The 13,261-nt window shown below is 65.6% G+C and carries 14 protein-coding genes; 8 read left to right on the top strand and 6 right to left on the bottom strand.

Going from position 1 to position 13,261, the window contains the following annotated elements; translation table 11 throughout:
• The coding region (locus tag ACLQ62_RS05475) for an LLM class flavin-dependent oxidoreductase (RefSeq protein WP_411720654.1) at nucleotides 1-216 on the bottom strand (216 nt) is incomplete at its 3' end.
• Nucleotides 217-421: 205 nt separating this feature from the next.
• Here ACLQ62_RS05475 and rpmB point away from each other — a divergent pair.
• From rpmB to ACLQ62_RS05450, 5 genes are all read left to right on the top strand, one after another.
• Complete coding sequence (rpmB, locus tag ACLQ62_RS05470; protein ID WP_184239701.1) at nucleotides 422-658, top strand: 50S ribosomal protein L28; 237 nt, start codon at nucleotides 422-424, stop codon at nucleotides 656-658.
• Nucleotides 658-825, top strand: a complete 168-nt coding sequence (gene rpmG, locus ACLQ62_RS05465; protein WP_056010525.1) for a 50S ribosomal protein L33 — start codon at nucleotides 658-660, stop codon at nucleotides 823-825. The genes rpmB and rpmG overlap by 1 nt, the downstream gene beginning before the upstream one ends.
• A 3-nt stretch (nucleotides 826-828) precedes the next feature.
• Nucleotides 829-1,134 carry a 30S ribosomal protein S14 gene (gene rpsN, locus ACLQ62_RS05460; RefSeq protein WP_090711643.1) on the top strand — a complete coding sequence of 102 codons (306 nt, stop codon included), beginning with the start codon at nucleotides 829-831 and terminating at the stop codon, nucleotides 1,132-1,134.
• 306 nt (nucleotides 1,135-1,440) lie between these two features.
• Complete coding sequence (locus ACLQ62_RS05455) at nucleotides 1,441-1,728, top strand: HU family DNA-binding protein (protein WP_297362578.1); 288 nt, start codon at nucleotides 1,441-1,443, stop codon at nucleotides 1,726-1,728.
• 141 nt (nucleotides 1,729-1,869) lie between these two features.
• The gene (locus tag ACLQ62_RS05450) at nucleotides 1,870-3,834 is read left to right on the top strand and encodes a cytochrome c oxidase assembly protein (RefSeq protein WP_411720653.1); all 1,965 of its coding nucleotides are present in this window, start codon (nucleotides 1,870-1,872) and stop codon (nucleotides 3,832-3,834) included.
• 6 nt (nucleotides 3,835-3,840) lie between these two features.
• Here ACLQ62_RS05450 and ACLQ62_RS05445 read toward each other — a convergent pair whose 3' ends face one another.
• Nucleotides 3,841-4,974 carry a hypothetical protein gene (locus ACLQ62_RS05445; protein WP_411720652.1) on the bottom strand — a complete coding sequence of 378 codons (1,134 nt, stop codon included), beginning with the start codon at nucleotides 4,972-4,974 and terminating at the stop codon, nucleotides 3,841-3,843.
• A 137-nt stretch (nucleotides 4,975-5,111) separates the two neighbouring features.
• Between ACLQ62_RS05445 and ACLQ62_RS05440 the strand changes: the two genes are divergently transcribed.
• Nucleotides 5,112-6,443, top strand: a complete 1,332-nt coding sequence (locus ACLQ62_RS05440) for an ATP-dependent RecD-like DNA helicase (RefSeq protein WP_411720651.1) — start codon at nucleotides 5,112-5,114, stop codon at nucleotides 6,441-6,443.
• Between the two features lie 81 nt (nucleotides 6,444-6,524).
• Here the strand turns inward: ACLQ62_RS05440 and ACLQ62_RS05435 are convergent, their stop codons facing one another.
• The 4 genes from ACLQ62_RS05435 to ACLQ62_RS05420 all read right to left on the bottom strand — a co-directional run bounded on the left by ACLQ62_RS05435 (nucleotide 6,525) and on the right by ACLQ62_RS05420 (nucleotide 10,327).
• Complete coding sequence (locus tag ACLQ62_RS05435) at nucleotides 6,525-7,226, bottom strand: alpha/beta fold hydrolase (RefSeq protein ID WP_411720650.1); 702 nt, start codon at nucleotides 7,224-7,226, stop codon at nucleotides 6,525-6,527.
• A 114-nt stretch (nucleotides 7,227-7,340) separates the two neighbouring features.
• Nucleotides 7,341-9,032 carry a long-chain-fatty-acid--CoA ligase gene (locus ACLQ62_RS05430; protein WP_411720649.1) on the bottom strand — a complete coding sequence of 564 codons (1,692 nt, stop codon included), beginning with the start codon at nucleotides 9,030-9,032 and terminating at the stop codon, nucleotides 7,341-7,343.
• 290 nt (nucleotides 9,033-9,322) lie between these two features.
• Entirely contained in the window at nucleotides 9,323-9,868 is a 546-nt protein-coding gene (locus ACLQ62_RS05425; RefSeq protein WP_411720648.1) for a hypothetical protein, read from the bottom strand.
• 39 nt (nucleotides 9,869-9,907) lie between these two features.
• Complete coding sequence (locus ACLQ62_RS05420; protein WP_411720647.1) at nucleotides 9,908-10,327, bottom strand: DUF4383 domain-containing protein; 420 nt, start codon at nucleotides 10,325-10,327, stop codon at nucleotides 9,908-9,910.
• A 282-nt stretch (nucleotides 10,328-10,609) separates the two neighbouring features.
• On the opposite strand from ACLQ62_RS05420, the gene ACLQ62_RS05415 reads away from it, so the two are divergent.
• Together ACLQ62_RS05415 and ACLQ62_RS05410 are read left to right on the top strand one after the other, a co-directional pair.
• Complete coding sequence (locus ACLQ62_RS05415) at nucleotides 10,610-11,587, top strand: TIGR03885 family FMN-dependent LLM class oxidoreductase (RefSeq protein WP_411720646.1); 978 nt, start codon at nucleotides 10,610-10,612, stop codon at nucleotides 11,585-11,587.
• Nucleotides 11,584-13,257, top strand: a complete 1,674-nt coding sequence (locus ACLQ62_RS05410; RefSeq protein ID WP_411720645.1) for an alpha-amylase family protein — start codon at nucleotides 11,584-11,586, stop codon at nucleotides 13,255-13,257. Before ACLQ62_RS05415 ends, ACLQ62_RS05410 begins: the two co-directional genes overlap by 4 nt.
• The last annotated feature ends 4 nt before the right edge of the window (nucleotides 13,258-13,261 follow it).

Raw genomic sequence — 13,261 nt, 5'->3', positions numbered from 1 at the left:
CGCGGGGGCGCGGGCCGACATCTGGGCGATGCCGGTCCCCAGTCGGAGGTTGTGCGTGTGGGAGCCCCACCAGGCGAGCGGGGTGAATGCGTCCGACCCGTAAGCCTCGGCCGTCCAGACCGACTCGAAGCCGAGACGCTCGGCCTCGAGGATAGCCTCTAGCGCACCGGGCGGTGGCCCCTGTTTCCAATAGCCGACCGCGTAGCCCAGTCGCATTGCGGCCTCCGTCAGCCTGTCGAGTGCGGTTTTCGTTTGGTGGTTCGGCCCTGAACCCCGTAAGGTAGACCCTTGGCCGGGAGTATTCCGGTCAATTTGTACGCCAACTCCCCTTTTCTTCCGAGAATCGAGGGGGTTCTGCGCGTGCCGACAAGAAATCTTGGGTAGGGCACCTCGTCCTACGGTATCTAAGGAGAAGACCATCATGGCAGCAACCTGCCAGGTGACCGGAGCCGTTCCCGGCTTTGGGCACAACATTTCGCACTCGCACCGGCGCACCAAGCGTCGTTTCGACCCGAACGTACAGAAGAAGACGTACTACGTCCCTTCGCTGCGCCGCAATGTGACGCTGCAGCTTTCCGCAAAGGGCATCAAGGTTATTGACGCCCGTGGCATCGAGTCTGTCGTCAAGGACATTCTCGCTCGTGGGGTGAAGATCTAATGGCTAAGCAGCAGGACGTACGTCCAATCATCAAGCTCCGTTCGACGGCTGGTACCGGTTACACGTACGTGACCAAGAAGAACCGTCGCAACAACCCCGACCGTCTCGTGCTCAAGAAGTACGACCCCGTAGTGCGCAAGCACGTTGAATTCCGAGAGGAGCGCTAAGCCATGGCTAAGAAAAGCATGATTGCGAAGAACAACCAGCGCAAAGTTATCGTTGAGCGTTACGCGGCAAAGCGCCTCGAGCTGAAGAAGGCCCTCGTGGACCCGAACGGCACCGACGAGTCGCGTGAAGCCGCTCGCCTCGGCCTGCAGAAGCTTCCCCGCAACGCTTCACCGGTGCGCCTGCGCAACCGTGACGCCGTCGACGGACGCCCCCGCGGCCACCTCTCGAAGTTCGGCATCTCGCGTGTCCGCTTCCGTGACATGGCGCACAAGGGCGAACTGCCCGGCATCACCAAGTCGAGCTGGTAAGCACTTCGAACTCACCTCACAGCGGGTGTCGGCCTTCGGGCTGACACCCGTTGTGTCGTTAACAGCGAAAGTCGCGGAATGACGCGGATTTTCGCTGAGAGCGTCATCGGGAGCCAAAAAGTGGGGTCAAAGTGACGGATGCTGTGACACGCCGCAGAAAATGAGGCCACACGAGCCCGATTTCCGCGAGAACATGCGGAACTCTGATAGATTCGACGCGGTCAGACAGACCGGCCCGAGTGCAGGAACGGCTCGGGACAGTTATGAAACAGGCTGTAGAAAGCAAAGTCCGAGGAGGACAACTCAATGGCTGATAAGTCGCTTAACAAGACCGAGCTCGTTGCAAAGATCGCATCCGAGACGAACCAGAGCCAGGCGACCGTTGGCGGCGTCCTCGACTCGCTGTTCACCGTGCTCGCTGACTCGGTCAGCAATGACGTCAAGGTCACCATCCCAGGTTGGCTCGCCGTCGAGCGCACCTCACGTGCCGCACGCACGGGCCGCAACCCGCAGACCGGTGCAGAGATCCAGATCCCGGCCGGCCACTCGGTCAAGGTTTCGGCTGGATCGAAGCTCAAGGCTGCCGCAAAGTAGTCGTCCTGAAAGGGGATGCCGCGCACTGCGCGGCATCCCCTTTCGTCGTTAACGCGCCGCGAGGCATCCGCGTCGTTTCGTCGGTGGAAGTGATCAGCGGGACCGCAGGTTCGTGGCCCGGGCACACCGTAGGCTTGAGGGGTGCTTCGCGTTACCCGGATCGTCGGCCCTGCCCTCCTCGTCGGCGTCGCGCTCCTCACCCTTCTGGTCGGGCTGGCCTATGGCGGAGGAGCGGACGCGCGTCCCGTCGGGGACCCAGGGACGCTGGTCCGTTTCGGGCTGCCCATCGCAAAACTCCTGGTCAACATCGGCGCGGCGGTGACGATCGGCGCAATCGTGCTTGCGCTGTTCGCCCTCTCGCCGAAGAAGGACGAGTACCATCGCGCGTTGGATGTCGCCGCATCCGGTGCGGCGCTGTACACCATCGCCGCCGGCGCCACCGGGTTCTTCACCTTCCTGAACGTCACCGGCACCGCGATCACCTTCGACGACCAGTTCGGCGCGAAGCTCGGGCTGTTCTTCACCGACGTCGAATTGGGCCAGGCGTGGCTCGCCACCACCCTGATCGCCGCAACCCTCACCGTGCTGTGCTTCGCCGTGCGCGGCCAGATCCTCCTGGTTTTCGTCGGAATTCTCGCCCTCATCTCGCTCGTGCCGATGGCGCAGCAGGGCCACGCGGCCGGTACCGCCGGTCATGACGCCGCCGTCACCGGACTCGGGCTGCATCTTCTGTTCGCGGCTGTGTGGCTCGGCGGCCTGCTCACGATCATCCTCCTTCGGGGAACTTTCGATTCCGGCCGCATCGTCCCCATCATCGAGCGCTATTCGAGCCTCGCCCTGGTCTCTTTTCTCGTCGTCGCCGTGTCCGGCTACGCCAGTGCTGAACTGCGGATCGGTACCCTCGACCGCCTGCTCACCCCCTACGGTGTCCTCGTCCTCGGCAAGGTTGCCGCGCTCATCGCGATCGGGCTGTTCGGCGCTGTGCACCGCAACTGGCTGATCGGACGGATGAAGGCTGCGCGAGACACGGCTGGACGCTACTTCTGGTGGATCGTCGTCGCCGAGCTCGCATTCATGGGCATCGCCTCGGGTCTCGCCGCAGCGCTTGCCCGCACAGCGACCCCGGTGCCCGAGGAGATCGCCGGCGTACCTACTGCCGCTGAACTGCTCACCGGTGAGCCGCTCCCGCCGGAGCTCACCTTCGAGCGCTACTTCACGACCTGGGACATCGACCTCATCTGGCTGCTCGTCACCGCATTCGGGATCTTCTTCTACCTGGCCGGCGTTCTCCGTCTGCGCCGCCGCGGAGACCAATGGCCGATCCACCGCACGGTGTTCTGGGTCCTGGGACTGCTCGTGCTCTTCTACCTGACCAGCGGCGGTGTCGCCGCGTACCAGGACTACCTCTTCAGCGTGCACATGCTCGGACACATGGGCCTCACCATGCTCGTGCCCGTGCTCCTCGTGCCCGGCGCCCCCGTGACCCTCGCCATGCGAGCCGTGGAGAAAAGGGACGACGGATCCCGCGGCGCGCGCGAGTGGATTCTCCTCGCCGTCCACTCGAAGTTCGCCGGCGTTGTCGCCAACCCTGTCGTCGCAGCCGTGCTCTTCGTCGGCTCGCTCTGGGTCTTCTACTATTCCCCGCTGATGCGCTGGGCGATGACGGACCACATCGGGCACGAATGGATGATCGTCCACTTCGTGCTCACCGGCTATCTCTTCGTCCAGTCCCTGATCGGGGTGGATCCGGTACCGTTCCGGCTCTCGTATCCGATGCGCCTGTTGTTGCTCCTCGCCACGATGGCCGCCCACGCCTTCTTCGGGCTCGCGATCATGTCGAATGTCGGGCTTTTCCTCGCCGACTGGTTCGGTGCCATGGGCAGGACCTGGGGTCCGTCGCCGATGGACGACCAGCAGATCGGCGGCGGCATCGCCTGGAGTCTCGGCGAGTTACCGACCATCGCCCTGGCCATCACCGTCGCCATCCAGTGGAGCCGAAGCGACACCAAGGAACAGAAGCGGCTCGACCGGAACGCGGATCGCACCGATGACGCCGAACTCAAGGAATACAACGAGCGTCTCGCCCGGCTCGGCGGACGCGGCTGAGCGGGGTTACGCGTCGCCGTCTTCCTTGAGAGTCGCTGCGACGGTCCCATCGGACATGATGTAGAGGCTGCCCGTCATCGAGAACGGAACGTCGGCGTCGTACGGGGTGATCGACCCGTCAGTCAGGGATTGAACGTCGACCTCCAGGTGAGCGTCGCCCCGGGTGGTCGGGAACACCCAGGACTCTGTCCCCGCCTCGACCCTGATCTCCGGGTAGTTCTCGAACGACCATTGCGGGTCTCCGGAGATGCGGTCGTCGACGACGATGCCGAACGGGCATCCGGTCGGCTGCAGGACCTTCTGTTCGGTGCAGGCATCAAGCTGCGCGTTCACGGATTCCTGCGCGGCAGCGACGAACTCGTCGGTCGGGGCTGCCACAACAGCGGCCTCGTGCACGCGGGTGGGCTCGTCGACGAGAACGGATTCCGGTTCGGACGTGACGAAATCAGTGGTCGACTCAAAAATGTAAGCACCGGGCGTGAACACCTGCACGTTCACGATGTTGCGGAAAGTCGGAGCCTGCTCTCCCGTCAGTGACCGGGTATCGAGACGGAACCCGTTCGTCGTGAACGCCGTCGAGTGCTCCACGGCGAGGTTCACGACGGCCAGCGGGCTCTGCGCAAACGCCCAGGTCGGAATCAGCGGGAACCGGGTGCCAGTGCTCTTGATGAGGAAGGTGGATTCGCCGTAGGCGCCGTTGCTCTGGAACGACCAGGTGACCGAATGGACGCCGTCTCCCTGGTCGACGTCCTCCACCAGGGCAAGGCCGGTCAGCTCGGGGAGGGCCGCGTTCCGCAGGAGGGCATTGGAGCTTCCCGCCGGCAGGCCGGCTTCCGTGAGTTCCGATTCCTCCAGGGTCACGCCAGGGATCCGGAGTGCGCTGGCGGCATCCTTCTCCTGCAGCTTGCTGAGATAGTTACCGACGAAGGCCCCGGCCCCGTACACATCGCGGTTGAGCGCCCCCATCGCAGCGAACGCGGCACCGATGAGCATCGTTCCGACGACCGCCCAGATGATGGTTGCCCTGGTCCGTTCCGCCATCGAGGAACGGGGCTCGGACTCCGGCGCGGGTGGTTCGATCCAACCAGCCTGTGCGCTCTGCTGCGGGTGCATCTGGACGGGACTTTCGGGCTGGCTCACGCAGCTATCCTATGGTGGTCCCGTCGAATCCCCCATCCGCCATCGGCCCGAAACGGATACCGGTCCACAGCCCTGCACGCCCCTCCCGGTCCCGGCGAATACAGTAGATACTCCAGCGAACATTCCTGAAGGCATCCGTGACCAACCCCCAGCCGAGCATCGAGCTCTCCTCCGAGCAGCAGGCCGTTTTCGACCGGATCGAGGACACCCGCGAGCACGTTTTCGTCACCGGTCGGGCAGGGACGGGCAAGTCGACCCTGCTCAACCACCTGTCCTGGCGAACCGAGAAGCAGATCGTCATCTGCGCTCCCACGGGGGTCGCGGCGCTCAACGTCGGCGGGCAGACGATCCACTCGCTGTTCCGGCTCCCGATCGGGTTGATCGCCGACCACGACATCGACCAGAGCGACACGGTCAAGAAGCTGCTCAACACCATTGACACGCTCGTCATCGACGAAGTCTCGATGGTCAACGCCGACCTGATGGATGCCATCGACCGGAGCCTCCGACAGGCTCGGCAGCGGCGGCACGAACCCTTCGGCGGCGTGCAGATCGTCCTGTTCGGCGACCCGTACCAACTGGCGCCCGTTCCGGGGCAGGGCGAGGAACGCAACTACATTCAGGACACCTACCGGTCGTTCTGGTTCTTCGATGCGAGAGTGTGGCAGGAAACGCCCCTCCACATCATCGAGCTCACCGAGATCCACCGGCAGTCGGATGCCGACTTCAAGTACATGCTCAACGCGGTCCGTCACGGGCAGGTCACCGCCCAGATCGCCGGGGCGCTCAACTCGATGGGGGCGAGGACGCCGCCGGACGACGGCACGATCACCCTCGCGACCCGCAACGACATCGTCAACCGCATCAATGCCGCGGCGCTCGCGAAACTGCCCGGGCGCGCGCTCAAGGCCAACGCCGAAGTGAGCGGAGATTTCGGCAAGGGAACGTACCCGGCAGACGAAACGCTCGAACTCAAGGTGGGTGCGCAGGTGATGTTCCTGCGAAACGACACCGGCGGAGGCGGCGAGGGACAGCGCTGGGTGAACGGCACGATCGGGCGAGTCACCAAGATCGACACCAACGTCTTCGTCGACGTGGACGGCGAGATCGTCGAGGTCGAACCGGTGATCTGGGAGAAGTACCGGTACAGCTACATCGCCGCGACCAAGCAGCTCAAGAAGGACATCGTCGCCGAGTTCACCCAGTTCCCGCTTCGCCTGGCGTGGGCTGTCACGATTCACAAGTCGCAGGGCAAGACCTATGACAGCGCGATCGTCGACCTCGGCTCGCGTGCGTTCAGCCCAGGTCAGACCTACGTGGCCCTGAGCCGGCTGACCTCGCTCGAGGGGCTCTACCTCACCCGGCCGCTGCGCCCGAGTGACATCCTCGTCGACCCGGATGTGGAACGGTTCATGCGGTGGGATCGCCCTTCGCCCCTGGGCGCCGCCGAGACGCTCGATGGAATCTAGAACGCAATACAGGAGATCGCAGGATGAGCAGGACCGAATCGGCGAAAGCATCCTGATCGCCGTGCGATCTCCTGCGAACGGTTAGCGCTCCCGGAGCGCTGTGACAAGCGCGTCGGCGAGCTCCCTCGGCTTTGTGAACTGCGGCCAGTGCCCGGTGGGCAGGTCGACGATTTCGTAGTCGTGCACCCTCGCGAGCTCCGCGGTGAATTCGGCACCGCTCGTGATCACTTCCCGCAACTCGGCGGAGGGGAAGCTGCAGGTGATCACGGTGACCGGCACGTCGTAGCGTCGTTCGTTCGACAGCTCCTGACGGTCGAAGGCGACGCCGCGAGGTTCGGGTATGGCGATCTCCCGGAGGTGACGACGCAATCCCTCATCGAGATCGACGAGCTCCGCGTCGGGGAAATCGGACCAGTCGGGCAGGGGAAGGTCGTCGCCCGCGGTCGGCATCTCGTCGGAGATGAGTAGGCCATGTGCGAGCGGGCCGCTGTCGACATAAATGGCTCGGCTCACCCGGTCGGGCCGGGCGTCGACGGCGGCGTGGATGATCGCACCACCGCCCGAGTGGCCCACGAGAGCCACCGGTCCGTCGATCGAGTCGATCGTCGCGACGACCGCGTCGACATGGTCACGCAAACCGATGCCGCTCCGCCGGGCCTCGAGCGACTCGAGGCCGGGCAGGGTGAGCGGATGGGGTCGGTGGCCGGCCGCCGTCAGAGCGGGAATCACCGGATCCCAACTGGACCCCTTCAACCAGAAACCGGGAACGAGCACGACATCCATGAGCCGACAATACGACTGGATGCAGGAATTCGCACGATCTGCAGGATCACATTTCAGAGAACATCCTGCGAATCGTACGATCTGCTGCAGAACGAGGCGCTCCACACGTCGTGGTCAGCTCGCGAGCATCCGCTCTCGAACGTCCTTGCGCAGCACCTTGCCGATGAGCGAGCGGGGGAGTTCGTCGACCTGGACGATCTTCTTCGGGATCTTGTAGGCGGTCAGGCCCCTGCGGCAGAAGTCGCGCAGGGCGTTCTCGTCGAACACCGTGCCGTCCTGCATGACCACGGCTGCGGCGACATCCTCTCCGCCGCTCTCCCGGGGGAGCCCGACGACGGCCGCTTCGCGTACGTCCGGATGATCCATGAGAGCCTGTTCCACCTCGGACGGTGACACGTTGAAGCCCCCGGTGACGATGAGTTCCTTGAGCCGGTCGACAATGGTGACGAAGCCGTCAGCAGACACCTCGACGATATCGCCGGTGCGCAACCAGCCGTCGCCGATGAGCGAAGCGGCCGTGTCCTCCGGCCGATTCCAGTAACCGGAGAACACCTGCGGGCCGCGGATCAGCAGTTCGCCGGCTTCGCTCGAGCCGCGGTCGACCGATGTGTCCGCCGGGTCGACGACCCGGATCTCGGTGTTCGGGAACGGCACTCCAACGGTTCCCGGTCGGCGGGTCGGACCGATCGGGTTGCCCAGGGCGACCGGCGAGGTCTCGGTCATGCCGTAGCCCTCCACGAGAAGGCCGCCTGTCGCGTTCTCCCAGCGCCGAACGATCGACACGGGCAGGCTCATCGCCCCCGAGATGGCGAAACGGATGCCGGACAGGTCCACTTTGCGACGTTCAGCGGCGCGCGCGAGTGCCTCATAGATCGGGGGCACCGCCGGCAGGAAGGTGGCCGGAGTTTTCGAGAACGCGGTGAGCACGAGATCGACGTCGAACTTCGGGAACAGCACAACCGTCGCACCGATGCTCATTGCGAAGGTGAGGCACAGGGTCATGCCGTAGGCGTGGAACAGCGGCAGCACGGCGTAGAAGACTTCAGTGCCCTCGGAGAGGCCGGGCACCCACGCGCGGCCCTGCGCGGCGTTCGCGAGGAGGTTGGAGTGGCTGAGCATGACGCCCTTGGGGTCGCCGGTGGTGCCGCTCGTGTACTGCAGCAGGGCCAGGTCGCCGCCCTCGGGTCGCGGATGCTTGCGGCGGAGGCTCCCGTGTGAGATCAGTGCTTCCCACGACGTGGTGCCGCGGACGCGCGCGCCTGTGGTGAGGGCCCGGCGCGAAGTCCGCGCTTGGGGAACGGGCAACCGGAGTGCGACGCGGGTCCCGAACGGCATGGCCCTGGTCACGTCGACCGCGACGACGGCGTCGATCGGCAGGTCCTGAGGGAAGTCGGTGACCAGCCCGGCGACCTTGTCCCAGGCGATCACGACGCGCGCACCGTGATCCTCGAACTGGTGGCGCAGTTCCCGGGCGGTGTAGAGCGGGTTGTGTTCGACCACGACGGCACCGAGACGGAGGACGGCATAGAAGGCGACGACATGCTGGGGGCAGTTCGGCAGCACGATCGCCACCCGATCGCCCTTCTCGACGCCGAGCCGGCGTAGTCCTTCGGCGGCTCGATCGATCTGGTCTCCGAGCTCGGCATACGTCGTTCGCTCGCCGAAGAACTGCAGTGCCGTGCCGCGTCGGAACCGGGTGACGGCAGTCTCGACCATGTCGACGAGCGACCCGGAGGGCAGGTCGATCTCGTGCGGGACTCCTGGCGCGTATGCGACGAGCCAGGGTTTGGTGTCGAATGTGCTCACACTGCTCCTCTGTGGGTGCGGCAGCCGTCGGACCGGCAGCCGCTCGGGTTTTCAGGCGACGGACTGGGCTTTCGCTTCGGCGAGGTCGCGAAAGAGGTCCGTGTTGAACCGGTAGGGACGAGAACCTCGTCGATCACCCGCGTGCGTTTTGCGTCGTCCCGAGTTGCGGCATCCAGCGACCGCGGCGAGTTCGCTCTCGCAGTTCCTGCGAGAAGGGCAGAAGGTTCGACATCACACTCCGTCGTCGGTAAAGGTGTTTTCAGCCTAGCGACGTTCGATGTCCGGATGGGTTAGTGGCCCGAGTGTGATACCGGCTCTTCGCGGACGGCGGGTGTTCCGTGTTCGCCGTGCGGCACGGCTTCGGTTCCGGCGTTCGTTCCGGCGAGTGCCGGGGTGACCAGGCTGGCGACGAGCAGGGCGGCGAAGGTCATGCCGAGCAGGTAGCGCCCCGGCCGGGGGGCGGATGCCGCCGGGCGTGGCGACAGGGAACGTTGCCTCGCGAGCGCCAGCCCGGTTCCGACGAAGAGGCTGAGCGCGGATGCGGCGGCCATCGGCCCGATCGGCAGCGATGCGGTCATTCCCGACCCGCCGAGCGCGACGGCCGCGGTGATGTCCAGGCCCCAGAGCGCGACAGGAGCCAGGGCGAGGGGGAGCGCCGCCCGCGGCAGGATGACCCGGCCACGGGCGAGGAGGGCAACCCCCCAGCCGAGTTCGGCGACGCCGAACCCGGCGAGGAGGACCGCGAGCAAGAGAGGGGAGCCCGCTGCGACCGCGAGATGGACCAGGCCCACCCCCAGGCTCGCCAGGGCCATACCGCTTGGACTGCTGTCGGTCACGATGCTCCCCTCTCGGTCTGTGTCAGTTGTTCGGTGCGGTTATGCGTGAGCGCTGGCCGTGCGGGCTCGAACTGACTTGTCTGCGGCCAGGCCCACGCCGAGAAGCACGATCGCGCTGGCGAGGTGCAGGAAGTGGTCGGCAGTGTTCAGGGCGAGGATGTTGAAGGCGGTGCCGACGAGGAAGAATCCGACGATACCGAGCAGGAGGTACACCGCGCCGACGATGGTGTTGACCGACCGGGCAGCGGCGACGTTGGAGAGGCCGGCGATCAGGAGGGCAGCGCCGATGAGGAGGTGGGCGATGTTGTGCAGTGGGTTGACGGCGAACAGGCCGAGTAGCAGGTTCCCTTCGGTGGCGATGAAGCCGACGCCACCGGTGACGGCGAAGCCGAGCAGTCCGACGACGAGGTAGACGGCGCCGAAAACAGCGGCGAGCAAACGGTTCGGTGAAGTGCGCATGGGGGTTCCTTCTTGATTCCTGGTACGGCGGGTGCCGCACAGGATTCCATTCGGACCGGGCGCTCGTTCGGTTTGGTCTGGCGGGCGATTCGGTGCTGCGGCGTCAGTGGCTGGCGGTGTCGATGCCGAGTTCTCGGGGCTGAATGTGGAAGGCGGCATGCCTCCATTCGAGTGCACCGGCCTGGCCTGTCAATGCGGCGTTATCAGCTGAGTCGCCGGCTCGCGAGGGGTAGCCGCGTCTCGCGGCGCCTTTGTAGGCTCGGCCCGAACCGGAAGGGATTTATGGCACTCATCGGCTTCCATGCCTCGCACGAACAGGTCCACCCGAGCGCGCTCATCGACGCCGTGATCCGTGCGGAGGCCGCCGGATTCCAGGCGGCGATGTGCTCGGACCATTTCGCGCCGTGGAGCGAACGGCAAGGTCACTCCGCGTTCGCGTGGGCGTGGCTCGGCGCTGCGCTGCAGGCGACGTCGCTGCGCCTCGGCGTTGTCAACGCGCCCGGGCAGCGCTACCACCCGGCCATCATTGCCCAGGCGGCGGCGACCCTGGCCGCAATGTACCCGAACCGGTTCTGGGCGGCGCTCGGTTCAGGGGAGGCCGTGAACGAGCACATCACCGGGGAGGGCTGGCCGCAGAAGGCCGTCCGGAACGCCCGGCTGGAGCAGAGCGTCAACGTGATGCGTCGGCTTTTCGCCGGCGAAGAAGTGAGCGCTGCCGGCCTGGTCACCGTGGACCGCGCCCGGTTGTGGACCCGGCCCGAGACGCCGCCTCCGTTGCTCGCCGCAGCGGTGAGCCCGGCAACAGCCGAGTGGGCCGCGGGCTGGGCGGACGGGCTCGCGACCGTCGCGCAGGCGCCGGAGGACCTCGAGCGAATGGTCGGCGCCTACCGAGGCGCGGGTGGGAAAGGCCCGCTCGTGCTCCAGGTCCATCTCAGCTACGCCAGAACCGATGACGAGGCGCTCGCTCTCGCACACGACCAGTGGCACACCAATGTGTTCTCTCCACCGGTGTGCTGGGATCTCGACTCGCCCGAAGCGTTCGACGAAGCAGCGAAACACGTGCAGCCGGATGACATGCACTCCACCGTCCTCATCTCCTCGGAGCCCGGCTGGCACGCGGAAAAGCTGGCGGGCTTCGTCGACCTCGGTTTCGATGAGATCTACCTGCACCACGTCGGCGTCGACCAGTCCGAATTCCTCGACGTGTTCGGGGACCGCGTGCTCCCGCAATTCGTGTCGACCGCTGGAGCGACCGCATGAGGATGACGGACACCGCCGACCTCTGGTGGAAGACCGCCGTCGTCTACTGTCTCGACGTTGAGACGTTCATGGACTGGAACGACGACGGCGTCGGTGACCTCGCCGGTCTGGCACAACGGATGGATTACCTCGCCGAGCTCGGCGTCACATGCCTCTGGTTGATGCCGTTCTACCCGACCCCCGACCGTGATGACGGCTACGACATCACCGACTTCTACGGAGTCGACGCTCGGCTCGGTCACCACGGTGACCTCGTCGAGATCGTGCGCACCGCTCGCGACAGGGGGATGCGGGTGATCGCTGACCTCGTCGTCAATCACACGTCCGACAAGCATCCGTGGTTCAAAGCGGCCAGGTCCAGCATCGATTCGCCGTATCGCGACTTCTACGTGTGGCGGGACGAACCGCCCGCGCAGCAAGCGGAGACGGTGTTCCCCGGCGAGGAGTCGAGTGTCTGGGAACTCGACGAAAAGAGTGGGCAGTACTACCTGCACCGGTTCTATCGGCACCAGCCGGACCTCAACGTCGAGAACCCGCGGGTGCGGGACGAGATCGACAAGGTGATGGGTTTCTGGCTCGAGCTCGGCATCCATGGGTTCCGGGTCGACGCCGTCCCGTTCCTCCTCGAGCCGTCCGCAGGCAAACTGGCCGGCGACGATTACGGGGACCCCCACGACTACCTCCGGTCGCTCCGGTCGTTCCTCGGCCGCCGAACCGGTGACGGGATACTGCTCGGCGAAGTGAACCTCCCGCGCGAGGAACAGGTCCAGTACTTCGGCGGGGAGGCAGCCGACGAACTGACCATGCAGTTCGACTTCGTCGGCATGCAGAAGTTCTATTTGTCCCTGGCGCGCTCCGACGCCCGGCCTTTCGCTGACGCGCTCACCTCCCGGCCGGAGATCGCCCTCCAGTCGCAGTGGGCGAACTTCCTGCGGAACCACGACGAGCTGACGCTCGACAAACTGACCGAATCGGAGCGAGCCGAGGTGTTCGCCGCGTTCGCACCGGAGGAGAACATGCGCGTGTTCGACCGCGGCATCGTCCGCCGGCTGCCGACCATGCTCGACGGTGACCCGCGTCGCATCCGGATGGCGTACAGCCTGCTGTTCTCCACACCCGGAACGCCCGTGCTGTTCTACGGTGAGGAGATCGGCATGGGCGAGAACCTGGCGATCCCAGGACGCCAGTCGGTGCGGAGCCCGATGCAGTGGACCAGCGGGAAGAACGGCGGCTTCTCGCGGGCCGCGAGGTCGCGGCTCACCGCGCCCGTTGTGGAGGACGGATACTCGCCCGACCACGTCAACGTTGCGGACCAACGGCACGATCCGGACTCGCTGCTCCAGTTCATACGACTGCTGATCCGGACCTACCGCAACTCTGTCGAGATCGGCTGGGGAGATTTCGCCGTGCTCCCGCAGCCCGATGACGCCGTTCTCGTGCATGCGGTCACCGGCGCCCAGGGGCGCATGATCGCCCTCCACAACTTCGGCCAGGAACCGGCCATCGTGACAGTGACAGTGCCGGACGCGGATGCCTCGACACGGCTCATCGACCTGCTCGAATCCGGAGATGTGGCCCTCTCGGACGCCGGGACGGCGGACCTCGCTCTTCCGGCTTACGGCTTCCGCTGGCTGCGGGTTGCGGACGAGTCGACGAAGCGACTGTATTGAGTAA

Origin of the sequence: Mycetocola sp. (genome assembly GCF_046716805.1) — a bacterium.
GTDB lineage: Bacteria > Actinomycetota > Actinomycetes > Actinomycetales > Microbacteriaceae > Mycetocola_A.
The sequence above is the reverse complement of the archived record's forward strand: the minus strand, read 5'-3'. Positions and strand labels throughout refer to the sequence as shown.

Coding starts and splice junctions, on each gene's coding strand:
- rpmB (WP_184239701.1), top strand. CDS start 422: ATGGCAGCAACCTGCCAGGTGACCGGAGCCGTTCCCGGCTTTGGGCAC.
- rpmG (WP_056010525.1), top strand. CDS start 658: ATGGCTAAGCAGCAGGACGTACGTCCAATCATCAAGCTCCGTTCGACG.
- rpsN (WP_090711643.1), top strand. CDS start 829: ATGGCTAAGAAAAGCATGATTGCGAAGAACAACCAGCGCAAAGTTATC.
- ACLQ62_RS05455 (WP_297362578.1), top strand. CDS start 1,441: ATGGCTGATAAGTCGCTTAACAAGACCGAGCTCGTTGCAAAGATCGCA.
- ACLQ62_RS05435 (WP_411720650.1), bottom strand. CDS start 7,226: ATGGATGTCGTGCTCGTTCCCGGTTTCTGGTTGAAGGGGTCCAGTTGG.
- ACLQ62_RS05420 (WP_411720647.1), bottom strand. CDS start 10,327: ATGCGCACTTCACCGAACCGTTTGCTCGCCGCTGTTTTCGGCGCCGTC.
- ACLQ62_RS05415 (WP_411720646.1), top strand. CDS start 10,610: ATGGCACTCATCGGCTTCCATGCCTCGCACGAACAGGTCCACCCGAGC.
- ACLQ62_RS05410 (WP_411720645.1), top strand. CDS start 11,584: ATGAGGATGACGGACACCGCCGACCTCTGGTGGAAGACCGCCGTCGTC.